22 protein-coding genes are annotated in these 25,236 nt (G+C 57.9%); 10 read left to right on the top strand and 12 right to left on the bottom strand.

Annotated features, from left to right (window positions below; all coding sequences use genetic code 11):
* The first annotated feature begins 59 nt into the window (after positions 1 to 59).
* Both ASU33_RS12895 and ASU33_RS12900 read left to right on the top strand, forming a co-directional pair.
* A complete protein-coding gene (locus ASU33_RS12895; protein ID WP_059071240.1) occupies positions 60 to 887 on the top strand; it encodes a DUF4197 domain-containing protein in 828 nt (275 codons plus the stop codon).
* Positions 888 to 983: 96 nt separating this feature from the next.
* Positions 984 to 1,748, top strand: coding sequence for a DUF4197 domain-containing protein (locus tag ASU33_RS12900; RefSeq protein ID WP_059071241.1), 765 nt, complete (start codon positions 984 to 986; stop codon positions 1,746 to 1,748).
* 88 nt (positions 1,749 to 1,836) lie between these two features.
* On the opposite strand, the gene ASU33_RS12905 is transcribed toward ASU33_RS12900, so the two are convergent.
* The 6 genes from ASU33_RS12905 to ASU33_RS12930 form a co-directional block, all read right to left on the bottom strand.
* The gene (locus ASU33_RS12905) at positions 1,837 to 2,214 is read right to left on the bottom strand and encodes a hypothetical protein (RefSeq protein WP_059071242.1); all 378 of its coding nucleotides are present in this window, start codon (positions 2,212 to 2,214) and stop codon (positions 1,837 to 1,839) included.
* Positions 2,215 to 2,415: 201 nt separating this feature from the next.
* The gene (locus tag ASU33_RS12910; RefSeq protein WP_059071243.1) at positions 2,416 to 3,042 is read right to left on the bottom strand and encodes an ABC transporter ATP-binding protein; all 627 of its coding nucleotides are present in this window, start codon (positions 3,040 to 3,042) and stop codon (positions 2,416 to 2,418) included.
* On the bottom strand, positions 3,032 to 3,829 hold the full coding sequence (lpxA, locus tag ASU33_RS12915; RefSeq protein ID WP_059071244.1) for an acyl-ACP--UDP-N-acetylglucosamine O-acyltransferase: 798 nt from the start codon (positions 3,827 to 3,829) through the stop codon (positions 3,032 to 3,034). Before lpxA ends, ASU33_RS12910 begins: the two co-directional genes overlap by 11 nt.
* Positions 3,830 to 3,938: 109 nt before the next feature.
* Positions 3,939 to 5,333 carry a bifunctional UDP-3-O-[3-hydroxymyristoyl] N-acetylglucosamine deacetylase/3-hydroxyacyl-ACP dehydratase gene (locus ASU33_RS12920; RefSeq protein ID WP_059071245.1) on the bottom strand — a complete coding sequence of 465 codons (1,395 nt, stop codon included), beginning with the start codon at positions 5,331 to 5,333 and terminating at the stop codon, positions 3,939 to 3,941.
* A 141-nt stretch (positions 5,334 to 5,474) separates the two neighbouring features.
* Positions 5,475 to 6,524, bottom strand: coding sequence for a UDP-3-O-(3-hydroxymyristoyl)glucosamine N-acyltransferase (lpxD, locus tag ASU33_RS12925; RefSeq protein WP_059071246.1), 1,050 nt, complete (start codon positions 6,522 to 6,524; stop codon positions 5,475 to 5,477).
* 163 nt (positions 6,525 to 6,687) lie between these two features.
* The gene (locus ASU33_RS12930; protein WP_059071247.1) at positions 6,688 to 7,923 is read right to left on the bottom strand and encodes an HD domain-containing protein; all 1,236 of its coding nucleotides are present in this window, start codon (positions 7,921 to 7,923) and stop codon (positions 6,688 to 6,690) included.
* A gap of 464 nt (positions 7,924 to 8,387) precedes the next feature.
* On the opposite strand from ASU33_RS12930, the gene porX reads away from it, so the two are divergent.
* The 3 genes from porX (at position 8,388) to ASU33_RS12950 (ending at position 13,534) form a co-directional block, all read left to right on the top strand.
* Positions 8,388 to 9,959, top strand: a complete 1,572-nt coding sequence (gene porX, locus ASU33_RS12935) for a T9SS response regulator signal transducer PorX (RefSeq protein ID WP_059071248.1) — start codon at positions 8,388 to 8,390, stop codon at positions 9,957 to 9,959.
* Between the two features lie 451 nt (positions 9,960 to 10,410).
* A complete protein-coding gene (locus tag ASU33_RS12945) occupies positions 10,411 to 10,770 on the top strand; it encodes a winged helix-turn-helix domain-containing protein (protein ID WP_059071250.1) in 360 nt (119 codons plus the stop codon).
* A gap of 133 nt (positions 10,771 to 10,903) precedes the next feature.
* Entirely contained in the window at positions 10,904 to 13,534 is a 2,631-nt protein-coding gene (locus tag ASU33_RS12950) for a TonB-dependent receptor (RefSeq protein ID WP_078063146.1), read from the top strand.
* Positions 13,535 to 13,538: 4 nt separating this feature from the next.
* Here ASU33_RS12950 and ASU33_RS12955 read toward each other — a convergent pair whose 3' ends face one another.
* The 3 genes from ASU33_RS12955 to ASU33_RS12965 all read right to left on the bottom strand — a co-directional run bounded on the left by ASU33_RS12955 (position 13,539) and on the right by ASU33_RS12965 (position 17,253).
* Entirely contained in the window at positions 13,539 to 14,051 is a 513-nt protein-coding gene (locus tag ASU33_RS12955; RefSeq protein WP_059071251.1) for a hypothetical protein, read from the bottom strand.
* 126 nt (positions 14,052 to 14,177) lie between these two features.
* Complete coding sequence (locus ASU33_RS12960; RefSeq protein WP_078063104.1) at positions 14,178 to 16,664, bottom strand: TonB-dependent receptor; 2,487 nt, start codon at positions 16,662 to 16,664, stop codon at positions 14,178 to 14,180.
* A 157-nt stretch (positions 16,665 to 16,821) separates the two neighbouring features.
* Complete coding sequence (locus tag ASU33_RS12965; protein WP_059071252.1) at positions 16,822 to 17,253, bottom strand: MarR family winged helix-turn-helix transcriptional regulator; 432 nt, start codon at positions 17,251 to 17,253, stop codon at positions 16,822 to 16,824.
* A 319-nt stretch (positions 17,254 to 17,572) separates the two neighbouring features.
* Between ASU33_RS12965 and ASU33_RS12970 the strand changes: the two genes are divergently transcribed.
* Positions 17,573 to 17,890, top strand: coding sequence for a VF530 family protein (locus ASU33_RS12970; protein ID WP_059071253.1), 318 nt, complete (start codon positions 17,573 to 17,575; stop codon positions 17,888 to 17,890).
* Between the two features lie 114 nt (positions 17,891 to 18,004).
* On the opposite strand, the gene ASU33_RS12975 is transcribed toward ASU33_RS12970, so the two are convergent.
* Positions 18,005 to 19,261, bottom strand: a complete 1,257-nt coding sequence (locus ASU33_RS12975) for a pyridoxal phosphate-dependent aminotransferase (RefSeq protein ID WP_059071254.1) — start codon at positions 19,259 to 19,261, stop codon at positions 18,005 to 18,007.
* 136 nt (positions 19,262 to 19,397) lie between these two features.
* On the opposite strand from ASU33_RS12975, the gene tsaE reads away from it, so the two are divergent.
* From tsaE to ASU33_RS12995, 4 genes are all read left to right on the top strand, one after another.
* Complete coding sequence (gene tsaE, locus ASU33_RS12980; RefSeq protein WP_059071255.1) at positions 19,398 to 19,835, top strand: tRNA (adenosine(37)-N6)-threonylcarbamoyltransferase complex ATPase subunit type 1 TsaE; 438 nt, start codon at positions 19,398 to 19,400, stop codon at positions 19,833 to 19,835.
* 52 nt (positions 19,836 to 19,887) lie between these two features.
* Positions 19,888 to 21,123 (top strand): alanine dehydrogenase, encoded by a 1,236-nt coding sequence (locus ASU33_RS12985; RefSeq protein ID WP_059071256.1) that lies wholly within the window; start codon positions 19,888 to 19,890, stop codon positions 21,121 to 21,123.
* 165 nt (positions 21,124 to 21,288) lie between these two features.
* Positions 21,289 to 22,134, top strand: a complete 846-nt coding sequence (locus ASU33_RS12990) for a GNAT family N-acetyltransferase (protein WP_059071257.1) — start codon at positions 21,289 to 21,291, stop codon at positions 22,132 to 22,134.
* A 353-nt stretch (positions 22,135 to 22,487) separates the two neighbouring features.
* Entirely contained in the window at positions 22,488 to 23,603 is a 1,116-nt protein-coding gene (locus tag ASU33_RS12995) for a hypothetical protein (RefSeq protein ID WP_059071258.1), read from the top strand.
* A 78-nt stretch (positions 23,604 to 23,681) separates the two neighbouring features.
* On the opposite strand, the gene ASU33_RS13000 is transcribed toward ASU33_RS12995, so the two are convergent.
* Both ASU33_RS13000 and ASU33_RS13005 read right to left on the bottom strand, forming a co-directional pair.
* Positions 23,682 to 24,617, bottom strand: a complete 936-nt coding sequence (locus ASU33_RS13000) for a flavin reductase family protein (protein WP_059071259.1) — start codon at positions 24,615 to 24,617, stop codon at positions 23,682 to 23,684.
* Positions 24,618 to 24,673: 56 nt separating this feature from the next.
* A complete protein-coding gene (locus ASU33_RS13005) occupies positions 24,674 to 25,207 on the bottom strand; it encodes a hypothetical protein (RefSeq protein WP_059071260.1) in 534 nt (177 codons plus the stop codon).
* Between the last annotated feature and the right edge of the window lie 29 nt (positions 25,208 to 25,236).

The raw sequence follows: 25,236 nt of genomic DNA on the forward strand, positions 1-25,236 counted from the left end.
TTTGTGCACTCGTTTCAAAAGACCACGACCGGAGCCTTCCGGTTTATACATTTCTTCGCATGTCTGCTCCCCGCTTTACTTTGCTGGCCTTGGCTATTGGCCTGATGGCCGCTCCGGACGCCTCAGCTCAAACCAAAACCACTACCACCAAGAAAACTACTACAACCAAAAAACCAGCAACAAAGACTACCGCTAAGCCGGCAGCTTCCAAAACCACCACCACCAAGGTGGCCACTACTACCAAAGCCCCTGCCGCGCCAGCACCGGCGCCCCTTACGGCGGAAGAGGCAACTGCTGGCGTGCGCGAAGCCTTAAGCCTGAGCATCACTCGGGGCCTCGAAGCCGGGGGCCAAGCCGACGGCTTCAATACCAACCCCGATGTACGACTGGGTTTTCCGCCCGAGGCCGAGCTGGTAGCTACCACGCTGCGCGGCCTGCGCATGGGCGCTGTCATCGATAAGTTTGAAGTGCTGCTCAACCGCAGTGCCGAGAGTGTGGCGGCCAATCCGCAAACCGCAACCATCCTGAACAATGCCCTGCAGCGTTTGGCCATTGCCGATGCGCTTGCCCTGGTAAATTCGCGTGAGGGCCGCGCCGCCTCGCAATTGCTGAAGCAGCAGACGGCCGCCCAGGTGCGCGAGGAGCTAAAGCCCCTAGTGGCTGCTGCCTTGGAGCAAACCGGCGCCAAGCAGCTTTACGGCGAACTAATGCTGCGCTACAAAAAGGTACCGCTCGTTACGCCCATTACCACCGACCTGCCCACCTACGCCACCGATAAGACAACTGAGGGCCTTTACACGCTGCTCGCCGACGAGGAAAGCCGCATTCGCCTGAATGCTTCGGCACGCACAACCGCCTCGTTGCAGCGCGTGTTTGGCTCGCGCTAACCGAATGGCCGGTTTTGCCACCAAGTGCAGCACCCCTGAACTTTGGTCCGGTTTCTGCCATTACAGCCACACAGCCATGTTACTGGCTTTTCCGATATGAAAACCGTTCGCTACGTTGTTCTAGTTGCAGGCTTTGCCTTGGGTGCTACCTCATCGGCCGAGGCGCAACTGATTAAGCTGCCCAAAATTGGTAACACCACCATCCAACTGCCCAAGCCGCCAACAACCACTGCTGGCAGAACCGGTAGTGTGTCGCAAGAGGAAGCGGCCCTAGGTCTGAAAGAGGCGCTAACCCAAGGCATCAGCAAAGGAGCCGACCAGGCCTCGAAGCAGGATGGGTTTTACCTGAACAAGCTAATTCGCATTCCTTTTCCGCAAGATGCGCAGCGGGTAGCTACCACCATGCGCCGTTTGGGCCTGGGCTCCGAAGTCGACAGATTTGAGCTAGCCCTGAACCGGGGGGCCGAACAAGCTGCTACCAGTGCCAAGCCCATCTTCGTTTCGGCCATCAAAAGTCTTACTTTCAAGGATGTGTGGAATATCTTGTCGGGGGAGAAGGATGCTGCAACCCAGTACCTGAAGCGCACTACTACTACGCAGCTGGTGTCGGCGTTTTCGCCCATCATGCAGCAAGCCCTCGACCAAACCAACGCCACTAGGTACTACTCGGCCTTGGTTACGCGCTATAACAAAATTCCGTTGGTACAGCCCGTTAATCCCAACCTGAACGAGTATGCAACGGGCAAAGCTGTGGATGGCCTGTTCACGCTTATTGCGCAAGAGGAAGCTAACATTCGCGAAAATCCTGTGGCCCGCACTACCGACCTGCTCAAGCGAGTATTTGGTAGCAAGCGCAGCTAAGAACAGAAGTTGTAACAACCAAAAAGGCCCGCCGGAACCAAGTTCCGGCGGGCCTTTTCGTGGGCCGTGGCCCTGTTGAGTGTATAGCTTAAAACTCGTCTTCGTCGTAATCGCGGTTGCCCCGACGGCTGCGGCGCTGGGCCTCGTAGCTGTCGTCGTCGCCTAGGTCGTCTTCTTCTTCGTCATCACCGAAGCCGCCCGAGCCGTAACGGCCCGAACCTTCGGGGTCTTCCTGAGCCTCGGCAGTGGCAAATTCGTCTTCCGTGAGGCTGGCCAAATCGAGGGCCTCATCGTGCGACGAGCCAGTGTCGCGCCACATCAGGTAATCGGCGTATTTCGTCGCCAGCGAGTCTTCCGAGGAAGCGCCTTTGCGGCTGCCTTTGCTGGGACGGCTGTTGGTGACGGAGCTATCAAGCTCATCGTCGTCATCGAACAGATCGTCGTCGAGGTCGTCGTAGCTTCTCATGAGAGCGGTGAATTGATGGGGTTGAGCGGGGTAAAATAGGGGAGCAGCCTCAGTTGAGCCCGGAAACGCAGACTCGGAAGTGCAGGTTACGCGGTTACCCGAAAGCGGTTGGCAGTTAGCTGAAAAAAGGGTTTAAGAACTAGACGCTTACCCTAAGATAAGCAGCAAAACTTGGATGGCGCCGGCAAAAAGAGCAAGAATCTACTTGCGCGGGGCGTAATCGGTTACGTGCAGCCGCGTTTGGCAAAAGGTGTATTCCTCTTCCACGTTTGAGCTTACCAGCACCAAACGGCCCGGGGTAGTAGCGGCTACGTGCTCGTGGTACCACGCTATGCCCGTCCGATCGAGGTTGGTGGTGGGCTCGTCGAGTAGTAGCAATGGCGCATCGGCGTACAAGGCCAATGCAAGCTTTACGCGCTGTTTCATGCCCGACGAAAAGTCGCGCACCAACTTGTGCCGCGCGTGCGGCAGTTGCATCAGGTCGATGAGCTGCGTGTGCGACATACCCGCTCGCAAGGGCCGGAACCGGGTATGGAAATGCACTAGTTCGGCCAAGGTAAGCTCCTCAATCAGCTCGAGGTAGGGAGCGCACAGCCCTAGGTGCCGAGCCACTTCGTCCGCCGGTACGTTGCGGCCTTGCAAGGTAAAGCGCAGCTCGCCGGCCGAGGGCAGGGTATAAGCTGCCAGTACTTGCAAAAGCGTGCTTTTGCCCGCGCCATTCGGCCCGAGCAAAGCTGTGGCTGTGCCGGGGCCGAACGTATGCGTTAGCTCCCTGAAAATCCAATCACGGCCGAAGCGTTTGCCCAGCCCGATGGCCTCAATCTGCACTGTTGCCGTTGCGCGAGAAGCCCTTGATAATGCCGCGGCTCGAGTTGCGCACGAAGTTTACTACCTCGTCGCGCTCGGGCGAGGGCAGCAGCTCCAACTCAATTTTATCGAGCGCGTCGCTGGTGTTCAGGCCGCTCATGAAGAGCAGGCGGAAACACTGCTGAATTTGCAGAATTGCCTCCTCGCTGAAGCCGCGGCGGCGCAGGCCAACCGAGTTTACACCGGCATACGTAAGGGGTTCGCGGCCTACCTTGATAAACGGAGGCACATCCTTACGCACCAACGAGCCGCCCCCGATAAAGGCGTGCTGGCCAATGTGCACAAACTGGTGCACGGCGGAGGTACCACCTAGAATGGCCCAATCGCCCACCACCACGTGGCCGGCCAGCTGGGTAGTGTTCGAGAGGATGCAGTTGTCGCCCACAACGCAGTCGTGCGCAATGTGCACGTAGGCTTGCAGCAGGCAGTTGCTACCTACCACCGTTTTCATCCGATCGATGGTGCCGCGGTTAATCGTAACACACTCGCGGATAACGGTATTATCGCCGATGTGAGCTGTGGTTTTCTCGCCAGCAAACTTCAGGTCTTGCGGAATGGCCGAAATAACTGCGCCCGGAAAAATCTTCACGTTTTTACCGATGCGCGCCCCGGGCATAATCGTTACGTTGGGGCCAATCCAGGTGCCTTCCCCAATCTCAACGTCTTGCGCAATGGTGGAAAATGGTTCGACCACCACGTTCTGCGCAATGCGCGCGTCGGGGTGAATATAGGCGAGCGGTTGATTCATTTATGCAATGAACAATTAGCAATGAGCAATGATCAACGAACAACGATTGAGCCGGAATTCCAGCTATCTGTGTTCAGTGAAAATTGTTCATTGATCATTGATAATTGGGTTAAGCGTCTTTCCGAACAATACTGGCCGACATTTCTGCCTCCATTACAACTTTGCCGTTGACAAAAGCTTGGCCCCGCATTTTGGCGATGCCGCGCTTTACTGGCGAAACCAGCTGGCACTTGAAGATGATGGTGTCACCGGGGATAACCTTGCGACGGAACCGGCAGTTTTCGATGCCCAGAAAATAAGTCCAGTAGTTCTCAGGGTCGGGTACGGTGTTCAGCACCAGAATACCGCCCGTTTGAGCCATGGCTTCAATCTGCAGCACGCCCGGCATTACGGGGTTGCCCGGAAAGTGGCCCGTAAAGAACTGCTCGTTCATCGTCACGTTCTTCACGCCGGTTACCGTAGTGCCATCGAGATGAATAATCTTGTCGATGAGCAGAAAAGGGTAGCGGTGGGGCAGGGTTTGAGCAATTTGGTTGATGTCCATTACCGGCGGGCGCGACGGATCGTACTGAGGTACCGGCGAGGTATCAACCTCCAGCATTTTTTTCTTGATCTTCTTGGCAAACGCTACGTTGGCAGCGTGGCCAGGGCGAGCTGCCAGGATCTGGCCCTTGATGGGGCGGCCCACCAAGGCCAGGTCGCCTACTACATCGAGCAGTTTGTGGCGGGCGGGCTCGTTTTTGTGGCGCAGGTCCACGTTGTTCAGGATGCCTTCCTTCTTTACGGCCACCTTGGGCTTGCCCAGCATGGTAGCCAAGTCGCCCAGCTCTTCTTCGCTCACCACGCGGTCTACCACCACAATGGCGTTGCTCAGGTCGCCGCCCTTAATCAGGTTCGATTTGTAGAGGGCTTCGAGCTCGTGCAGGAAGCAGAAGGTGCGGGAGGCGGCAATTTCCTCCGAAAACTGCTCGATGTTGGTGAGCGAAGCGTGCTGCGAACCCAGTACCGGCGAGTTGTAGTCAACCATCACCGTTACGCGGTAGTCGTTCAGCGGCAGCGCGGCAATTTCAACACCACGGGCGTTGTCGACAAAGCGGATTTCGTCAGGAATCTCGAAGTAGTTGCGCAGGGCGTTCTGCTCTTCGAGGCCTACTGCCTGCAGGGCATCCACAAACGGCAGCGACGAACCATCCATGATGGGCGGCTCGGGACCATCGAGCTGAATCAGCACATTGTCGATTTGCAAACCAACCAAGGCCGCCAGCGTGTGCTCCACGGTGTTTACGCGGGCGCCGTTCTGCTCAATAGTGGTGCCGCGCGAGAGGTCAACCACGTTGTCAACATCAGCGTCGACGATGGGCTGGCCGTCTAGGTCGATGCGCTGAAACTTGTAGCCGTGGTTTACGGGAGCAGGGCAGAAGGTCATGGTAGCCTGCACGCCCGTATGCAGCCCCACACCGCTTACGGTAACCGGGGCCTTAATCGTATGCTGTTTGTCGAACATTCTAGGTGCTGTAGCTGGTAGCTAGGAACCAGTGGGAAAGCAATGACAGGATAAAGCTTGGCAAACCTGAACAAGTGGCTGATTTGCGGCTTCGAATCCGGACTTAGTATATCCCTCGGCCTCTGAGCTGGCGGCGCAAAGCTATGACTTTTCCGCCTCGTCTGGTTTTGCTTGGGCGCGTTCCAGGGCCAGGAGGCGGCGCTCCAGCTCGGGTAAGTGCCTGAAAACCGCATTGGCCCGTAGGCTGTCGCGTAAATTGAAGGCTGGGGAACCCTGCAAAAACTGGCCTTCTTCTTTGATGGATTTACCCACGCCCGACTGCGCCGTAACCGTAGTGCGGTTAGCCAGCGTTAGGTGCCCGGCCAGGCCGGTTTGCCCGGCTAGCACGCAAAAGTCACCGATTTTAGTTGATCCTGATATGCCTGTTTGCGAGGCAATTACGGTGTGGCGGCCAACCTCCACGTTGTGCGCAATCTGTACGAGGTTATCAATTTTGCTGCCCTCCCGGATGATAGTAGAGCCCATCGTAGCGCAGTCGATAGTGGCATTGGCGCCCACGCTCACGTTGTCCTCGAGCACAACGTTGCCAATCTGCGGAATGGCGCGGTACGAGCCATCGGGCTGCGGCGCAAAGCCAAAACCATCGGACCCGATTACGGCGCCGGCATGAATGACGCAGCGGGCCCCGATAACGGTGTCGGCGTAGATTTTGGCGCCGGCATAGATGATGGTGCCCTCGCCAATGCGCACCCGGTCGCCGATGGTAGCGTGCGGAAAAATCAGCACGCCTTTGGCAATCTGGCAGTTCTCGCCCACGTAGGAGAAAGCGCCGCGGTAGCCTTCCTTCCCAATTTCGGAGCCTTGGCCCACGAAGGAAGGCTCTTCTACACCGCGTTTGCCGGCCCGCGTAAACTGCTGGTAAAACTCGAGCAGCATCGTGAAGCCTAGGTACGGATCATCAACCCGAATCAGGGCCGAATGCACCGGCTGCTTTAGCTCGAGCGTTTTACTGATGATAACGGCCGAGGCCTCAGTGGTGTAGAGGTGGGGCTCGTATTTGGAGTTGGCCAAAAAGGCCACGGCGCCAGCGCGGGCTTCTTCGATTTTTGCCAGCCGGTCGACGCGCAAAGCAGAATCACCTTCTACCGTGCCGTTCAAAATGCCCGCAATCTGGCCTACCGTAAATTCCATAGGCGGCAAAAGTAGGGCAAAATTCAGTTGCGAGTTGCCTGAGAGGTTCGCGCAAGGTGCCGGCGGCGGCCATTCGCTTCAAACGATGCAGCACCAGCTTTACGGAAATTGTATTGACGGAGCGAGCTGACAGCGAAGCAATAAAGCTGATCGGCGCCCTAGGTTACATATTCGTTATTTCCTTGGGGTAGCAGAGGTAATACTTTTCGACGCGCTTGCTCAAGGAGCGGATGTTCGGCAAATCAGAGGCTTCGGCTACGTCGATAACGTGGCCGCGTTTGGTAAGCACATTAATGGTGTCGCCGCCGGCGTCGTAGGCGTTGTTGCTGATGCGGCCCTCTATCATGAGTTGGGCAGCCTCGTTCATGGGCAGGCGGAAGTGCTCGGCAATCAGTTCTATCACACCAAGGCGGAAATCCTCGTCGAGCGGCTCGGACGATAGCGTGATTTTAAAAAGGTGTCGTTCGAGCAAGCTGTGCGCCAGAAATGACAACACAAAATCGGGATGCGAGGCCCACACCTTTACGGCCGCCCAAATATCCACATCATCGAGGCGCACGAAGCGCTGAATTATGCTGGCATCCTGCTCAAAATCGAGCATCTGCACGGGGCTGGCCAAAAAATAGCCCAGCTCGGGCGAGGCCGGCACTTGCACCCCGGAGCGGGTAAGGTCGCGGGCCCGCTCCATAATGCGGATAACCATTTGCTCGGCCGAGGTAACGGCTTTGTGCATGTACACCTGCCAGTACATCACGCGGCGGCTTACCAGGAAATTTTCGATGCTGTACACGGCCTTTTCCTCCAGCACCAACCGCTCGTCGGGGCTTACGGTGAGCATCTTGATGAGGCGGTCGGCGCCGGGCTGGCCTTCCTTTACGCCGGAATAAAACGAGTCGCGGTTGAGGTAGTCGAGGCGGTCCATATCGAGCTGGCTGCTTACCAGCTGATGAAAGAACGGCCGCGGGTAGGTGCCCCGGAAAATATCGATGGCCAGCTGCAGGCGCCCCTCAAACTCTACGTTCAGCAGCTCCATGAGGTGCAGCGAAATCTGCTCGTGCGGCACATCCTCGAATAGGGCGTGCTCGAGCGCGTGGGAGAGCGGGCCGTGGCCAATGTCGTGGAGCAGAATGGCTATTTGTGCCGCTTCACCCTCCTGCGCCGTGATGCGTACGCCTTTGTCCTTGAGGGTGCGCAGGGCTAGCGACATTAGGTGCATGGCACCTAGGGCGTGGTGAAAGCGGGTGTGCAGGGCGCCGGGGTATACAAAATCGGTAAGGCCCAGTTGCTTAATGCGACGTAACCGCTGAAAGTAGCGGTGCTCAATGAGGTCGAAGATCAGGTCGGTGGGTACCGATACAAACCCGTAAACGGGGTCGTTGAGGATTTTACGCTTGTTCACGCAGCAGGAGGAAGGACCGGATTAGCCGGCGAAAAGTACGGCATACCTAACGCAAATGCGCGGTAAAGGGCTGCGCTCATGCTTTTTTCAGGAAGAAGACCGATGATTGCACGCCACACTATGTGCTTGCAACCCTAGGTGGCTTAGGTGTAATCAGCTGGGCAGAGCCACGATCCCGCAAAGCACCTAGCCAAGGGCGCACAGCATAGTGCCGAGCTAATTTTTATGTTAACTGCTGAGCAAACTTTCGGCTTGCCAATTGGTCCAACTCGTTGGCAATGCAACCCTTAGGGCCAGTTCATGGTTAGTCTAGCTTAGAGCAACCCGTTACAGCGCCCTCGCGACTGTATCATTAATGCGCTACTATGCGTTAGGTTGCGCGGTGCAAACTGCCCTCGGGCCTTTGCGCATTCGTGCCGCACCCGGCCGCCTGGCCACCTCAAACCACACTTGAAAACAACTGCATGCAACGCTACAATATCCTCTGGGCCGACGACGAAATCGATCTGTTAAAACCGCACATCCTGTTTTTGAAGGAGCGCGGCTACGACGTAACCGGAGTAAACTCCGGCGCCGATGCCATTGAAGAGGTGCAGGCGCAGAACTACGACTTGGTGTTCCTTGACGAGAACATGCCCGGCATTACGGGCCTCGAAGCGCTGTCGGAGATTAAAGCCGCGCGGCCTACGCTGCCGGTCATCATGATTACCAAAAGCGAGGAAGAGCACATTATGGAGGAGGCCATCGGCTCGAAGATTGCCGACTACCTCATTAAGCCCGTCAACCCGAACCAGATTTTGCTGTCGGTGAAGAAGGTGCTCGATTACAACCGCTTGGTGTCGGAAAAAACCAACAGCTCGTACCAGCGCGATTTCCGCCAGCTGGGCATGCAGCTTTCCGACCGCCTCTCGCCCTCCGAGTGGACCGATGTGTACAAGAAGCTGGTGTACTGGGAATTGGAGATCAACGAGACGGAAGGCAAGAGCATGGCCGACGTCTTCAACATGCAGAAGGACGAGGCCAATACTTACTTCGGACGCTTCATCACGGAGAACTACGAGGAGTGGGTAAACAACGAGTCGGACGACGCGCCCCTGATGTCGCACCAGCTCTTTAAGGAGCGCGTGTTTCCGTTGCTGAAGGAAACCGGCGACCAGCCCGTGTACTTCGTGCTCATCGACAACCTGCGCTACGACCAATGGAAGGTGCTCGAGCCCATTATTGCCGAGATGTTCACGGTGGATCAGGAGGAAATGTACTACTCCATTTTGCCTACCACCACGGCCTACGCCCGCAACGCCATTTTCTCGGGCATGATGCCGGGCGAAATCCAGAAAAAGTACCCCAACCTATGGGTGTGGGACGACGACGACGAGGGCAAGAACCTGCACGAGGCCGAGTTCATGGAAATCATGTTCCAGAAGGCCAACCAGAAGCACAAGTACAGCTACAACAAGGTGACCAACCTGCAGGCTGGCAAGGATTTGCTGGGCAAAATGTCTAACCTGCACAACAACTACAAGCTGAACGTCATCGTCTACAACTTCGTGGACATGCTTTCGCACGCCCGCACCGACATGGCCATGATTCGGGAGCTGGCGGCCGACGAATCGGCGTACCGCAGCATTACCCGTTCGTGGTTCCTGCACTCGCCGCTGTATGAGATGCTGCAGCAGATTGCTGACAAAAAAGGCAAACTCATCATCACTACCGACCACGGCACCATTCGCTGCAAGCGCCCCTACAAAATTGTAGGCGACCGGAACACCAACACCAACCTACGCTACAAGCACGGCAAAAACCTGGGCTTCGATGAGTCGCGCGATGTGTACGTGGTGCGCAAGCCCGAGCGCGTGTTCCTGCCCCGCGAAAACGTCTCGACGGCGTACGTATTCACCCTAGGTGACTACTTTTTCGCCTACCCCAACAACTACAACTACTACGTCAACTTCTACAAGGATACCTTCCAGCACGGCGGTATCTCGTTGGAGGAGTGTATCATACCGTACATCACGCTTACGCCGAAGGGGGCGTAACCGTGTTCCGGAATAAATGAAAAGGGCGCCCATTAGGGCGCCCTTTTCGGTTAGCTGCATAGCCAATGGCCGTAATGTTGGTGGTGGTAAGGGAAAGTCACTTCAGCTTCCTCGTACCCTTTTGCAAGCAGTTGCAAGGCGTGGCGCTCCTGTGCGCGATGTTGTGCCCAGAGGTGCTGGGTAAGCCACAATGGAGGTTGGTAAAGGCGGTAGCTAAAGCTGCTGTAAAGGCGAATACGGCTACGCTGTTTGGCTGTCCAAGCCCAACGTTTTGTGGGTTGATGCATTGAGGTTGTAGGTTAGTACCTACAGCTCGTGGCAAGTAGCCTGGTAGCGCTTCATAGAATTGCAGTTATTACCATGCACAGCCAATCAATATGCTGCGCCTGCGTTGTTCAGACTCTAAAGGTGAAGTCCTGCTCGGCCAAGGCGTTCAGATTCTAATAAGATTATGAAAGACCTCTTACCCGATACTACCAGCTACCGCGTAAACGGCCGCTTGTGGATTGAAGGCCCCACCGACCGTTTCCTAGGTATTGGCCGGCTCGAGCTGCTGCAGCACATCAAGGTGCAGGGCTCCATTTCAAAAGCGGCACAGGCCATGAGCATGTCGTACAAGCGGGCGTGGGAGCTGGTAAGTTCGATGAATGCGCAGGCCCGCGAGCCGCTGGTGAGTACCCAAACTGGTGGGCAACGCGGTGGCGGCGCGGTGCTGACGCCCACCGGCGAGCAGGCCTTGGCCGAGTTTGAAGCCATGCAGGCGCGCTTTCGGGCGTTTATGGAGCAAGAAACCGCGCGGTTGCTGGCTTAGCGTAACCCATGTGCTGTTGCGGCGTTATGTTTGCTCGGGAATAACGCTGCAGTAGCTTTTGCTTATCCGGCTCTGCTGTGACGTACGGTTGCCCTAGGTAGGGTGGCTTCGACTAGTGCCCAAGAGCTATTGCATGAGCAAACCCTTACGCCTGATTTGGCCTGCAGCCGCCGCATCGTGCCTTGCGGCTTGGCCTTTACGAGTGGCTGAAGCCCAAGTAGTAGAGCATGCCAAAGAAACCGTAACCGACACCACCCGCCGGCCCATAGCCCTAGATGAAGTGGTGGTAGCCGCCTCGAGGATAGAGGAGAGCCTGCTGAAGTCGCCGGTGACGGTGGAAAAGCTAACTGCCCGCGACTTGCGCCTGGCACCGGCACCGTCGTTTTTCGAGGCCATCGAGAACGTGAAGAGCGTGCAAGTGATTACGCCCAGCCTCGGCTTTAAGGTGATAAACGCCCGGGGTTTTGCCAACACCACCAACGTGCGGTTTGCGCAGCTGGTGGATGGCATCGACAACCAGGCTCCGCACATCGGCGGGCCCATTGGCAACGCGCTTGGCTCCAGCGACCTAGACATTGCCAGCGTGGAAATTGTGCCGGGCACGGCCGCGGCGTTGTATGGGTTGAACGCCATCAACGGGCTTGCCAACTTCAGTACCAAAAGCCCTTTTACTTCCGAAGGGCTGAGCCTGCAGCAGAAAACCGGCGTAAACCACCTAGGCGATGCCAGCAGCCCGGCCAAGCTGTACTCCGAAACCAGCCTGCGCTACGCCCGGGCCCTAGGTACCCGGTGGGCCTTTAAGCTGAACGGCACCTACACCCGCGGCTACGATTGGATAGCCAACGACCAAACCGACCTGTTTCCGCAGGGCAACGCCACGGCCGGGCTGCCGGGTGGCCCCGCCAACCCCGCCTACGACCCCGTGAACGGCTACGGCAACGAGTCGTCGAACCGCAGCACGCTGAGCCTGGGTGGCAAAAGCTACGCCGTGGCGCGCACCGGCTACCTCGAAAAAGACGTGGTGGATTACCGGTTGCGCAACCTCAAAGCCGACGCGGCCGTGCACTTCAGGCCCCATGCCCGCACCGAGTTGGCTTATACCTACCGCGTGGCCGAGTTAGATAACGTGTACCAACGTTCGAATCGTTTTCGGCTGCAAGACTACGTGCTGCAACAGCACGCCTTGGCCTTCACAACGCCCACGGTGCAAGCCCGGGCTTACTTGACGCGCGAAAGCACCGGCCGCAGCTACAACCTGCGCAGCATGGCCGAAAACCTCGACCGCAGCTACAAGCCCGATGCCCAGTGGAACCGCGACTACACCGCCGCCTGGAACGCGGCCGTGCAAGCCGGCCAATCGGTAGCCGACGCCCATGCCACCGCTCGCGCCGCCGCCGATGCTGGCCGCCTGCAGCCAGGCACCGCAGCCTTTCGGCAAAAGCTGCGGGAACTGCAGGATATCAACAACTGGGACCAAGGCGCCGCCCTGCGCGTGCGGGCCGACCTACTGCACGCCGAAGCCCAAGCCGACCTAGGGCGTGCCCTGCGCAACCACCTGCTTCCGCGCCTGCCGGCTTTCCTCGATTTGCGGGCCGGGCTCGACCACCGCACCTACGTCATCGTGCCCGATGGCAACTACTTCATCAACCCCAATCCCAAGAAAGACCAGTTCAGTAACCTGACCTACAGCAAAACCGGCGGCTTTGTGCAGGCGGGCGCCCGGGTGTGGCACGATGCGGTGCGGCTCACGGCCACGCTCCGCGCCGACAAAAACGACTACTTCCGGCTGCGCCTGAATCCGCGCTTTACGGCAGTGGTGTCGCCCACACCGCGGCACAACTTTCGGCTGAGCTACCAAAGCGGCTACCGCTTCCCAAGCTTATTTGAGGGCTTTTCGAACGTGAACAGCGGGCAGGTTAAACGCATAGGGGGGCTGCGCGTGATGTCGGATGGCGTGTTCGAGAACAGCTACCTGCGCAGTAGCATTGATGCGTTTAATGCCGCCGTTACGGCCGCAGTAAATGCCAACACCAGCTCGGCCTCGGCAGCTGAGAAACGGCGCTTGGCTATCGAAAACAACAAGGGGCTGCTACGTCGCAACCCGTACTCGTACCTCCGGCCCGAGCAAATTCGGTCGCTCGAGGTGGGCTACAAAGCGGCGCTGCTGCCTCAAGGCAGGCTGCTGCTCGATGTGGACTTTTACTACAACCGCTACCGCGATTTTATTGCGCAGGTTGAGGCCTACGTGCCTAAAACCAACAACCCCGATTCGGCCGCGATATACCTGAGCAACCGTGCTACCCAAAACCGCTACCGCCTCTGGACGAGCTCGCAAACCCAGGTGTACAACTATGGCGGTTCCGCTGGCTTGCGCTATGAGTTACGCGGCGGCTACCTAGCTGGGGCCAACGTAACCTACGCCCGCCTCGACCGCGCCGAATCGGGCGACGGGCTAGAGGACGGCTTCAACACGCCGCGCTGGATGTATAACCTAAACCTAGGTAACGAAAACGCTTACCGCGGTTTGGGCTTCGGCATTAACTACCGCTGGCAAGCTAGTTACTACTCGCAAACATTTCTGGTAACCGGCACGGTGCCGGCCTACGCCACCCTCGATGCGCAGTTAAGCTACCACTTAACAAAACCCAACGTGCGCTTAAAGGTGGGCGCCACCAACCTGCTTAATCGGTACTACGAGTCGTTTTTGGGCGGGCCAAGCGTGGGCGGCTTGTACTATGCAGCCGTCAGCTACGGGCTTAACTAGCCACTTAGCGTAGGGCCAGGCTTTGGCGCTGTTGCTTGCGTTGATTAAGCTCGTGCTGGCGGTACAGGTGCTTCACCAGTTTAGCGCGGTATTGCGGCGTGGTGCTGGCGTAAAAAGCCGTTTCGTAGTCGAACAGCGTTTCGGCGTTTGCAGCGGGCGGAGCCGGAGCTTGCAGGTACGTTACCATCAGCTCGAGCACGCGAGGACTAGCACCCTCTACGCATACCACGTCCACGCCCGTAGCCCCAATTTTCTTGCGGGCCTGCGCGGGGTTGAGCGTGCGCGTGCGCAGCACCTCGGTGGGCAGCAGCGCGGCAGCGGCGGCAGGCTGCAGCAGCACGCCGTTGTAGAACACCAACGGATGTTTGTTGCTGCTAGGCACGGCAGCGTGGGCCCCAAATGCCTGGCTAATCTGCGCGTTGGCGTTGGGCGAAATATGGAGGCTTTGGGCCGAGGCCGTGCCGAAGCACAGGCTGCAGAGCAAAGCCCCTAGGTAGGTGCGGGCGAAGTGAGGCATAGGGCGAGCAGTAAAAAACCGTGCCCGGTGTGGCGCTGGCAGCATGGGCTGCAGCTGCCGGCTCGGGCACGGTTTCTATACGTAAGGGTGCTTGCCTAGGCCGAAGCCCAGCCTTGCCAAAGCGGCTTAGCTGCCCCCGCCAGCGCGGCGCTTTTCGTCTTCGGCTCCGCCTTGGCGGCGCTTGGTGGGTGCTACCTTATCGTTGCCGAAGCGGTAGCTAAACGACAGCGTAGCCTGGCGCGAGTCTTGCCGCTGATAAAAGTTCTCGACATAGTTGGCGTATGTAGAGGTGGCCCGCACCGGCGAGGTGAAGAAGATATCCGAAACGCTCAGCTTCAGGTTGGCCTTCTTGTCCCATAGGCTCTTCTGAATTCCGGCCGCTACTTGGCCTAGGGGCCGCACATCCAGGAAGCCGTACAGCTCGCGCGCCTGGTAGTTGCCGTTCAGCTCGGCGCTCCAGCCTTTGCCAATCAAGAAGTTGTGGTTCGAGCTCAGCGTGTACGTCATGCGCCCGGCGTTGAGGTTGGTGCCTACCAGGTTGCCTTTGAAGCGCGTGTAGTAGAACACGGCGTTGTTGTACATATTCCACCACTTGGCAATTTCTATGGGCGCTGTGAGGGTAAGCGCATAGTAGTACTGCTTGTCGAGGTTGTTGGTCGTCGAGACGACGTTCACGCTCGTAGCCGACTCGGGTCGCACCACGCCCACCATGGGGTTGTCGGTGATGCTGTAGCTCAGGCCCGCGCTGTACTTCTGCTTGAAGGTGTGCGTCAGCTCCGTGTTGTAGCTGGTTTGGGGCAGCAGTTCGGGGTTGCCCTCGCCGCGGGTGTTGGCGTCGATGATAACCCGGAAGGGGTTGAGCTGCCCGTACGAAGGCCGGTCGATGCGGCGGCTAAGCGAAAGCGAGGTTTCGTGCTTATCCGAGAACTTGCGCTTAAGGGCGGCGCTCGGAAACAGCTGGAAGTAGTTGCGCTCGAAATCGGGGTCAACCCCTTCCTGAATTACTTCCTGCTTGCCCTCGGCATCGGTGCTCTCGGCGCGCAAACCGCCTTGCAGGGTGTACTTGTCGGCCGTGTAGTTGAAGTTAACGTAGCCGGCGTAAATCTTTTCGTCGTAGCGGAAGCGGTTGGTACGCCCTAGGTCGATGTTGCCCTCGCCGTCGGTGAACACCACGTTGTTGTCGGAGTACACGTGGCTGATTTTGCCGCCGCCCTCAAAGCGCAGCGCCTTGGTTAGGGGCTGCACGTAGTCAACCTTCGCCGACTGAATAGTTAGGCGGCCGTCCTGATCACCTAGGGTTACTTCGTTCAGCTGGCTGTCGCGGAAGATGCGCAGCTCCTGCCGGCGGTCGGTGATGTAGCGGGCAAAGTCGGCATCGGCTGTCAGCTCGCGCAGGCCCAACGAATCCTTAAAGGTGTGGCGGAAGTTGAGGTTGCCGGCAAAGTTGGGGCTGGTAGAGTTGCGTAGGTTATCGGCCCGGAAACGGTCGGTTTGTTGTGCCCGCGTGGCGCCGTAAATAGTGGTAAGGTTGCTGCCATCCTGCACCACGCGGTTGGTAAGGCCGCTTACCACGCCGCCAATCACCGTACGCTCGCCCAGGTTGTAGTCGAGGCCGCCTTTCCAGCTCAGTGAGCGGAGGTCGAGCGGGCTGCGGTTTTGCTGCTCCGTGATGCGAAAGGGCAGAGCCCCGGGCGTTAGCCGGTCGCCTTCGCGGTAAAAATTGCGGGTGATATCGAGCTTGGCAATGCCTTCGCGGTCGGAGGCGTTCAGCGAACCAAACAGGTTTAGTCCCTTGCGGCGGTGGTTCAGGCTCAGGCCCGTGTTAAACTTGTTGTACTGGCTGCGGCCGTAGCTGCCCGTAAAGGTGCCGTTGGTGCCCAGGCGCTGGTCTTTCTTGAGGTTGATGCTGATAATGCCCGCTGAACCAGCCGCCTCGTACTTAGCCGGCGGGTTGGTAATCAGCTCAATATTTTTCACTTGCTCGGCCGGCAGGGCGCGCAGGTAGTCGGCCAGCTCTTGGCCCGTCATGGGCATGCGGCGGCCATCAATCAGCACCATCACACCTTGGCGGCCGCGCAGGGCAATGTTGTCGCTGTTATCAACCGTTACGTTGGGCGAGCGGCGCAGCACCTCCAGGGCGGTGTTGCCGGCGGCTAGGGTGCTGCCTTCCACGTTCACGATGGTGCGGTCGGCTTCGCGCTCAAACGTGGGGCGCTGGCCCGTCACTTTCACCTCCTTCAGTTGGGTGGTGGCACTTACGGGCAACGAAAGCGCGGGCACTTGCACGCTCTCGCTGGCTACCTCAAAAGGCTGCGACCATTGCCGCACAAAACCCAGCTGCGAGGCGGAAATCAGGTACTTGCCCGCTGCCGCCTGCTCGAACCGGAAAGCCCCTTTGTCGTCGCTGAACTCGGTTTTTACTACTGTTGAGTCGGCAGCGCGGTGCAGCGTAACGGTGGCGTAGTCGATGGCCGGGCCGGCCGCCGAGCGCACGCTGCCGCTCACGGCAGCCGGGTTTTGCGCCTGAACCGAGCGGTGGGTAGCTAGGCCAGCGAGTAGCAGCAGGGCCACGCGCGGACCTAGGGAGGTGGCATGGGGTAGCGGAAGTTTCATAGCTGAATGGGAGTGGGCTGTTGAGCTGAGAAGAGAGGTGGAATCCTTACGAAAAGTTTCGTAGCAAACGTACGAAGACGTTCGTATTTGTTGTAGTGTTAGTCGGGAGAAAATTTTATGAATGCGCCAGGTAGTTTAGGCGCAAGGGGTTAGCACGTCAGACAGGGGAGTGGCAGTTCTGCGTAATTCGCTCGAGCAAGCCGCGCAATTGGGCAAGCTCGTCTTCTGAGATGCCCGCCAGCGCCGTTTTCCGGTTGTCATTCACGATGGGCTGCACCGCGTCGAGAATGCGGTGCCCTTCTTCGGTAACCCGCAGCTGGGTGCGGCGGCCGTCGTGGGGCAGGGGCACGGCCGATAGCAGCCCGCGTTGGGTGAGCAAAGCCAGAATGCGGGCTACCGAGGCCTGGTCTTTGAAGACGCTTTCTGCAATTTCATTCTGCGTCAGGTCGTCGTGCTCCAGTAGCACCCGCAACACCAGCCACTGATCGATGGTGATGTTGACGCCCGCCCGATCGATGTTCGCTTGCGCCATGCGGCGGTAGCTCCGGATAGCCCGGTCGAGCGAGTAGAAAATGATGTTGGAAAGCATGACGGTGGTAATCGAAGTTCAGCGGACAGAAAGACTATGATATGTCATTGAAGTTGCACTGCGCTTTAGCAGAATGTGGGCAACAAGTGCGAAGGAGAAGCATTGGCTGGCAGCTGCTGTCCGGTATTGTTCGGTTTTTCAGCAGTGCGTTGCTACTAAGCCAATAAGGATGCCAAATTCATAAATAGCTGATAAACAGTTTATTATGTAGATATGCTTTAATCTGGCTGATCAATAAAGTGTCCACTTTCGGACGCAGTGTTCAAAAACGAACCGCGGCCGTGTCCGTATCTGCCGCGTTAGCGTTCTTTGTAGCACAATGGCATACATCAACTACTCCGACGTACGCGAAGACGACGGGCACCTTGTGCGCGAGCTGCACGGCGTAACGCTCGTGCAAATACTCGATTACCTGCTGGCGAACTACAGTTGGGCAGAGCTGGACGACCGCATCCGAATCAACTGCTTCGCCAACAACCCCACCAAAAAATCGAGCCTCAACTTTTTGCGCCGCACGCCTTGGGCCCGTGAGAAGGTAGAGCAGCTCTACATCGATACCCGCGCCCGGGAGCTGGTGCGCCTGCGTCGCACCGAAAACCAGCAGGCTGCCGATAACAAGCCGGAGCAAACCCAATAGTCTAGCTGCAACTCCTGGCCCTAGGTGCAACCCAAGGCCTTTAAACGACAACCGCCCGGGCACTGCCCGGGCGGTTGTCGTTTGCGTTAGTAGGCTCCTGATATCGCCAGAACGTTATTGCAGCGCATCCAAAGCGGCCTGCAAGCGCGGCAAAGCTGCCTGGATTGATTCCAGCGAAGCGCCGCCCACCGATGCCCGGAACCACGGTGCCGTGCCTTCGGTGCCAAACGCGCTGAACGGCACCAACGCCACGCGTGCTTCGCTGATGAGGTACGACGTGAGCTCCTTGGTGGAGCTGAGCACCTGGCCAGCGGGCGTGCGTTTGCCCAGCACATCGAGCTTGATGGTGAGGTAAATAGCGCCCATGGGCACAATGGCATCAACTGCGTAGCCCTGCTGTTGCAGATCTTTGAGGCCGCGGTACAGCGCACCCAAGCTCTGCTGAATTTTCTCGCGGAAGCCACTCACGTAGCTATCCACGTTGGTTTGCTGGGGTAGGTAGTGCGCTGTGGCCATTTGTTCGGCCTTGGGTGCCCAAGCCCCGATATGACCCAGGATGGCCTTCATCTTGTCGATGATGTTGCTGGGGCCAAAAGCGTAGCCCACGCGCACACCCGTAGCGGCCAAGGCCTTCGAAATGCCGTCGATGTAAATGACGTAGTCGCGCAGCTCGGGGCGCAGGTTCACGGGGTCGTAGTGCGCGGTGTTGCCGAAGGTGAGCAGCCAGTAAATCTGGTCGTACATGATGTACAGGGGCTTCTCATCGGGGCCGCGGCGCTTGTTTTCGGCAATTACCAAATCGCAGATTTCCTCCAGGTCCTTCTGTGCGAACATGGTACCCGTGGGGTTCAGCGGCGAACAGAGGGCCAGCAGCGTAGCCCCCGGCAGGTGCGGCGCCACCTCGGCGGCGGTGGGCATAAAGTTGTTTTCGGGCGAGGTTTCCAACATCACGCCCTGTGCGCCCGAGAGGTGGCAGTAGCGGTTGTTGTTCCAGGAGGGTACCGGAAAAACCACCTTGTCGCCCGGGTCGATGAGGGCCATGTAGGTGGCATAGATGAGCGGGCGCGAGCCGCCGGCCACCAGAATATCGTTGGGGGAGTAGTCGAGACCTAGGCGGCTCCGCAGAAACTCAGTAGCGCTTTGGCGCAGCTCGGCTACGCCGTTGGCGGGCGGATAGTTGGTGTTGCCTGCTTGGTAAGCCTGGGTTATTTCAGTGGCCAGCTCCGCCGGAATTGGGTAAATGCTTGGGTCGAAGTCGCCGATGGTGAGGTTGCAGATTTGCTCCCCCTTCCGGATCATGTCGTTTACCTCGTTGCCGATTTTGATAATTTCGGAGCCGATCAGGCTGCCGGCCATTTTAGAAACTTGCATTGAGTTAGTGTTCAGCAGGTGCAGAGATGCGGCGCCCTAAGTGGGCGTAGGCCCCGCAAGTTAGGCCGGCGGTTCGTTTTTGTTGTCGGGCACAGCAAGAGTGTGCCGGCATTGCCCGGGCCAGTACTTTTGTTTTATGCCAACCATTATCGAGATACCAACGCTGCATGCCTTACCCGCTGCCGCCCAGCAACTGCAGGCCGCCATCGAAGCCGAACAGTGCCCCATTGTGTTGCTGGAAGGGGAGATGGGCGCTGGCAAAACCACCCTCATCCGGGCCTTGTGCAAAGCCCTAGGTGTGCACGATGAGGTGAGCAGCCCTACCTTCTCCCTCGTCAACGAGTACCGCGACAGCCGCAATCATCCTATATATCATTTCGACTTCTACCGCATCGACTCGGTTGAAGAAGCCGAACGAATTGGGGCACAGGAGTACTTCGATTCTGGTTATCTTTGCCTGATAGAGTGGCCGAGTCGCGTCGGGCCGCTGCTACCGTCGGATCGGCTGCTCGTTACCGTGGAGGTAACCGGGCCCGAGTCGCGCCGGGTGCAAGTGCAGCGCGAAATGACCTAGGCCACCAGCATCCGCCCACTCCGCCTAACCGAGCTACCACGCCCCCGCAAGAATGCCCGAACAGCTACCACCCGGCTTTTCGTCGTTGGCGACGAACCCTGGCCGTGCCTATGTGCCCCAGGAATCCATGCTGGCCGTTGAAACCCGCCGCCGCAAGCTGTTCATTGGCTTACCCCGCGAAACCTCCTTGCAGGAAAACCGCCTAGGCCTTACGCCCGAAGCGGTAAAGCACCTCGTGAACGAGGGCCACGAAGTAGTGCTGGAAAGCGGCGCCGGCGAGCCCAGCAAGTACTCCGACCACGACTACTCCGAGGCGGGCGCCAGCGTGGTGTACACCCCCAAAGAGGTATACGAGGCCGATCTGGTGCTGAAAATTGCTCCGCCCACGCTCGACGAGATGGAGCACATGCATGCCGGGCAAACCCTTATTTCGGCGCTGCAGTTCGGCTCGCTTACCGTTGAATACCTTGCCGCTCTGCAGCGCAAGAAGATCAACGCCATCAGCTTCGAGCTCATCAAGGACCCCTCGGGCGCTAAGCCGGTGGTGCGGGCCATGAGCGAAATTGCCGGCTCTACGGTAATGCTGATTGCGGCCGAATACTTGGCCCGCTCCAACGAGGGCAAGGGCATCATTCTAGGCGGTATTACTGGGGTGCCGCCGTCGCAGGTGGTTATCCTGGGTGCCGGCACCGTGGCCGAGTACGCGGCCCGCGCTGCCATTGGCCTGGGCGCCGATGTAAAGGTGTTCGACAACCACCTCTACAAGTTGCGCCGCCTCAAGCAAAACCTGGGTGCGCCGCAACTCTTCACGAGCACCTTCGACGGTTTCACGCTTAACCAGCAAATCCGCCGCGCCGACGTGGTGATTGGCGCCCTGAACGCCGAGGAAGGCCGCATTCCCTTTATGGTGTCGGAAGACGTGGTAAGCACCATGTCGCCGGGTTCAGTAATCATCGACGTGAGCATCGACCAGGGCGGCTGCTTTATGACCAGCGAAATCACGACGCACAGCAAGCCGGTGTTCCGCAAGTACGACGTGATTCACTACTGCGTGCCCAACATTGCCTCGCGCGTGCCCCGCACCGCTACCAATGCCCTGAGCAATATCTTCATGCCCATTCTGCAGGAAATCAGCCAGCACGGTGGCATCAACGAAGCTCTGTTTGCCGACGAGCATTTCCGCTCGGGCGTGTACCTCTACAAAGGCTCGCTCACCAACGCTACCATTGCCCGCCGATTCAACCTGCGCTACAAGGAACTGGGGCTGATGATTGCGGTGCGTAATTAGAACAACAGCATTCACGGTTGCGGCTACTTGAGCTGATAACGTGAAGGTTTTAAGCTACGGAGCCCCGGTTCAATGCCGGGGCTCCTCTTGTTTGCTAGCAGTGCCTCGTTGATTCAGCGCAACATTAACTCAAGTCGGGTGTCTGTTGCCGCAAATCATTCAGCTATGCCCTTTACCCTCGATTTGCTTACCTCGCGCACTGTGCTGGAGTGCAACTCGGCCACCTTGGCCGACGCCATGAACCGCTCCTTCGAGCAGTACTTCGTGCCCATGCACTTCGATGCGGGTTCGTTTGAGCGGCGCTTCCGCAGCGAGCATCTCGACCCCGAAGCAAGCCGTTTGTGGTTCAGCGGCGACGAATTGGTTGGCGTAGTATACATCGCCCGCCGTGGTTGGACGAGCCGCGTGGCTGCTATGGGCTTGGTGGTGGAAGCGCGGGGGCAGGGCCTAGGTAAACACATGCTGCAAACCGCTATCGACGAAGCCACCGCGCGCGGCGATAAGTCGATGTTGCTGGAGGTGTTTACGCCGAACGAACCCGCGATTCGGCTTTATGAGCGCCTGGGGTTTGCCAAAGCGCGCACCCTCACGAGCTTTCGCCGCATGCCCGATAACGGCGCCATCGGTACTGAGCAGCTCGTAGAGGTCGATCCGCTGCAGGTGGCCCGCTTGGTAGCGCAACAAGGCGACGCAAACCTGCCGTGGATGTTTGCGGCCGAAAGCCTGCCAGGCCTGGCCACTCCGCACCGCGCCTACCACTTAGGCGAGCAGGTGTACGCCATTGTGCGCCCCGATGCCGAGCGCACGGTGCTGGTAAGCTTGCTTGTGCGGCAAGAGGCGCGGCGGCAGGGGTGGGCGTTGCGTATGCTGCGCGCCGTCGAAGCTCAGTTTCCGCAGAAGCCGTTGGTGGCGCCGCTAGTGGCAGAAGGAGCCTTGCACAACACGCTGACCGCGGCCGGTTGGGAGGCTTTGCCACTCACCCTGTTCGAAATGGAGCGGCTCTTCAACTAAGCCACAAAATAAGACTGAAACCGGCAGAGCCGAACGCACTTAGCGTTCGGCTCTGCCGGTTTTTTGGGCGCTATTTGCAATTGTTTGGTAAAAGATATTAAACGTCTATTTCTTTTGAGTTATCGAGGTAAGCGGCAGCTATATAGATGTTTATATTTTTCGTATAGATGAGCCAAGCTGGTGTGAATAGCTTCCAAGGATCAGGGTTGAGCTTGATTACATACATAATCATTCCTAGATTTATTATGATACTTCCTTCGAGCCCCCTGCGCCCTATGTGGTGAGATTGGTACTCCGCCTGCAGTAACTGGATTTTGCTTGCAAGTACATCACCCCCAAATCACACCAACCACATGAAACATTATGGTATCACAGTACTTGTTACCGGCTTGTTGCTGGTAGCGAGCTGTCAGAAGCATGACGTAGAGCCAGCCAACCTGCCTTCGGCTGATGCCGCCATCAACAACATTACCACCACCTGTGTAGAAGATCAGATTACCTTCAACAACGTTTCGGCCGGCACCCTGCTTGGGGCAGCCGGCAGTACCATTAGCAGCACCGGCGGCGTAACCGTAGGGGTAAGGGCCGATAACCCCCACTATACACAAGCCAACGAGGCAATTGTGTTCAGTACCAATCCGCTTTCCAGCTCCGAGGACAACGATTTGGGCACCCCTAACTGGGTGCATGGGGGCACTGGTACCGGCGACGCGGGCATCAGCGGGCCATACATCAACAATAAACCGCTGGGCAATATCCTTGTGTTGCACAACTATAAGGAATTCTCGGTTTCGCAACCCAACGACGACGACTTCAGCGGTTCCGTCTCGGATTACGGCACCATCACGTTCGACTTCGCCAGTGTAGGCTCGGTCACGGCTAAGTCCATCACGGTAATCGATATCGAGGCGGCGGAAAAAGAATACGGCCGTGCGCTGCTCTACAATGGCGCTACCTTGCTCAGCACCGTTGTGTTTCCAAGCACTGGTTCGAACGGGGTGGCTATCGTCGACCTAGGCAGCGTACCCGATGTTACCTCTATTGAGGTAATCATAGGGGGCTCGATGGGTATCGATAACCTCACGTTCTGTGCTACTCCGCCGCCTAGCAATTGCTGCACTTACACCCAGGGTTACTGGAAAAACCACCCGAACAACTGGCCTGTAAGCACCCTCACCTTGGGTAACGGCACTTATAGCAAAGATCAACTCCTCGAAATTCTGAAAACGCCGGTTAAAGGCAATGGCTTGATTTCGCTGGCTCACCAGCTGATTGCAGCGAAGCTGAACGCGGCCAACTGCAACGGGACGTCGCCTGTTACAAGCACTATTTCGCAGGCTGATCGGCTGATTGGTGGCCTGGTAGTGGGTGGTTCGGGTTACTTGTCGCCGTCGTCGACCAGTGCGTTAACCGACCGCCTCGACCGCTACAACAACGGCTTGCTCGGCACACCGCACTGCGGCGACTGAACTGAACATTGATTTAACCAAAAAACGCCCGGAGCAGTCCGGGCGTTTTTTGTTTTTAAACGGGTGCTTCCATCCTAACTATTCGGCTGCCAGGAGCAACACCTTCCAGGCTTCTTCGAGGCGGCCTTCTTCCAGAATATTCTTTCCGAGCAGCATTAATTGCTGGCGTAGCTCGGTTGGGTTGTCGCGGTACTTGTTGAGGGTGTAGGCTACCAACGGGTCCTCACGAAACGCCGCCACCGCTTCGGGGCTGGGCAGGGCTTGCTGCTCGATGTTGCCGAGGCGCCCTAGGTTGTTGCCGGTGAGTACATCGGAAAGGCGAATGTGCTCGGGCAGCTGATCGATGCCGATGCCTTTATTGCGGTTGGGCTTGGGCACCTCAAACAGGCTCTCGGGGATTACGCGCGAGTACCAGTCGCCGCCGAGCCGCGCTACCGCATCAAACTTATGCGGATCGACGCCTGCGTTGCCGGGCAGCAGGATGTCTTCGCGGAAGTGCGACTGCACCACGCGGCACACCACCAGGTTGCCGCCGCCGTGCTCGTTGCCGATGGCAATTACCTGCTCCACCACGCACTCAAACGACACCGGGCACTCGGCCACCCGAGGCGGCCGTACCATGTCAGACTTCAGCTCCGTAAGGCCGGCTTTCTTGAATTCGTTGACGCTGCGCTCGTACTCCGTGGAGGCCAACGACATTTGCTCGACCAGCGGGTAGTCGCAGATGTTGATGACGCACTCGGGTACCTCGTCGCGCACGTTGTAGAGGGTGTGCTTCTGGGTGTTGTCGCGCACGCGGTTGGCCGGCGAGAAAATAAGCGTGGCCGGGTTGGAGCTGAACACGTTGAAAAACGAGAACGGGCTCAGGTTCACGTTGCCTTCGCGGTCGATGGTGCTGACGAAAGCAATGGGCCTAGGTGCCACGGCGCCCAGCATAAACTGGTGCCACTCGGGGCCTTTAAGCGTGCCAGGTGTGATGGTACGAAACGAAGCGGTAGGAGCAGGGGTGGGCATGAACGGCAAACAGTATTTGCGCCCGAAGTTCTGGCTTTGGCGCGAATTCGTTGCTGTTAATCCTCCGAATGCCACTTGTTGGTGGTACTGTTGTAAGTGACAGTTACCATGGAACCGTTGTAATAGCCAAGGGAAAAGTTTGCAGCGGGCGTTTTTTGTTGAGCGGGAAGCGAGGAATCCTGCGTCACCCTGTAATCAAATGGTCGACCTTTTATTAGGCCCTCTGCAGTGCTTGGAACCTTGGGTAGATACGCGGGCACAAGCAAGGCTAACGAATTGGGATAATGGCCGTGTTTTCCGCGGAATGACTCCAGCCGATCGATAATAAGGTTGGCCCGCTGCTTCGTGATGTACGACTGTACACTCCAAATTGGGAGCATCAACGGAATACTCATGAACAGAGCGCTGAGCAAAGGCCAGAAAAGACGTCGGATTGCAAGGGAGTACCTTGATAGGGTGAGGTCAAGCTGCGCGTACAGCGCGGCTACTAGCAAACCGGCTAGCAGCTGAAACCAGATCAGCATTGGTTCGCTTGCTTCCGTGTGGAAGTAAACCAGTGCTGCGAGTAGCACAAGGAAAATTCGCGACATGGATACGCGCCGAATAGATAACTTCAAAG

It is taken from the genome of Solirubrum puertoriconensis, from assembly GCF_001483135.1.
Taxonomy (GTDB): Bacteria; Bacteroidota; Bacteroidia; order Cytophagales; family Hymenobacteraceae; genus Solirubrum; species Solirubrum puertoriconensis.

Bases quoted from the DNA above. Each gene is read 5' to 3' on its own strand.
- ASU33_RS12895 (WP_059071240.1), top strand. From the start codon at position 60: ATGTCTGCTCCCCGCTTTACTTTGCTGGCCTTGGCTATTGGCCTGATG.
- ASU33_RS12900 (WP_059071241.1), top strand. From the start codon at position 984: ATGAAAACCGTTCGCTACGTTGTTCTAGTTGCAGGCTTTGCCTTGGGT.
- ASU33_RS12905 (WP_059071242.1), bottom strand. From the start codon at position 2,214: ATGAGAAGCTACGACGACCTCGACGACGATCTGTTCGATGACGACGAT.
- lpxA (WP_059071244.1), bottom strand. From the start codon at position 3,829: ATGAATCAACCGCTCGCCTATATTCACCCCGACGCGCGCATTGCGCAG.
- ASU33_RS12920 (WP_059071245.1), bottom strand. From the start codon at position 5,333: ATGTTCGACAAACAGCATACGATTAAGGCCCCGGTTACCGTAAGCGGT.
- lpxD (WP_059071246.1), bottom strand. From the start codon at position 6,524: ATGGAATTTACGGTAGGCCAGATTGCGGGCATTTTGAACGGCACGGTA.
- porX (WP_059071248.1), top strand. From the start codon at position 8,388: ATGCAACGCTACAATATCCTCTGGGCCGACGACGAAATCGATCTGTTA.
- ASU33_RS12945 (WP_059071250.1), top strand. From the start codon at position 10,411: ATGAAAGACCTCTTACCCGATACTACCAGCTACCGCGTAAACGGCCGC.
- ASU33_RS12950 (WP_078063146.1), top strand. From the start codon at position 10,904: ATGAGCAAACCCTTACGCCTGATTTGGCCTGCAGCCGCCGCATCGTGC.
- ASU33_RS12955 (WP_059071251.1), bottom strand. From the start codon at position 14,051: ATGCCTCACTTCGCCCGCACCTACCTAGGGGCTTTGCTCTGCAGCCTG.
- ASU33_RS12960 (WP_078063104.1), bottom strand. From the start codon at position 16,664: ATGAAACTTCCGCTACCCCATGCCACCTCCCTAGGTCCGCGCGTGGCC.
- ASU33_RS12965 (WP_059071252.1), bottom strand. From the start codon at position 17,253: ATGCTTTCCAACATCATTTTCTACTCGCTCGACCGGGCTATCCGGAGC.
- ASU33_RS12970 (WP_059071253.1), top strand. From the start codon at position 17,573: ATGGCATACATCAACTACTCCGACGTACGCGAAGACGACGGGCACCTT.
- ASU33_RS12975 (WP_059071254.1), bottom strand. From the start codon at position 19,261: ATGCAAGTTTCTAAAATGGCCGGCAGCCTGATCGGCTCCGAAATTATC.
- tsaE (WP_059071255.1), top strand. From the start codon at position 19,398: ATGCCAACCATTATCGAGATACCAACGCTGCATGCCTTACCCGCTGCC.
- ASU33_RS12985 (WP_059071256.1), top strand. From the start codon at position 19,888: ATGCCCGAACAGCTACCACCCGGCTTTTCGTCGTTGGCGACGAACCCT.
- ASU33_RS12990 (WP_059071257.1), top strand. From the start codon at position 21,289: ATGCCCTTTACCCTCGATTTGCTTACCTCGCGCACTGTGCTGGAGTGC.
- ASU33_RS12995 (WP_059071258.1), top strand. From the start codon at position 22,488: ATGAAACATTATGGTATCACAGTACTTGTTACCGGCTTGTTGCTGGTA.
- ASU33_RS13000 (WP_059071259.1), bottom strand. From the start codon at position 24,617: ATGCCCACCCCTGCTCCTACCGCTTCGTTTCGTACCATCACACCTGGC.
- ASU33_RS13005 (WP_059071260.1), bottom strand. From the start codon at position 25,207: ATGTCGCGAATTTTCCTTGTGCTACTCGCAGCACTGGTTTACTTCCAC.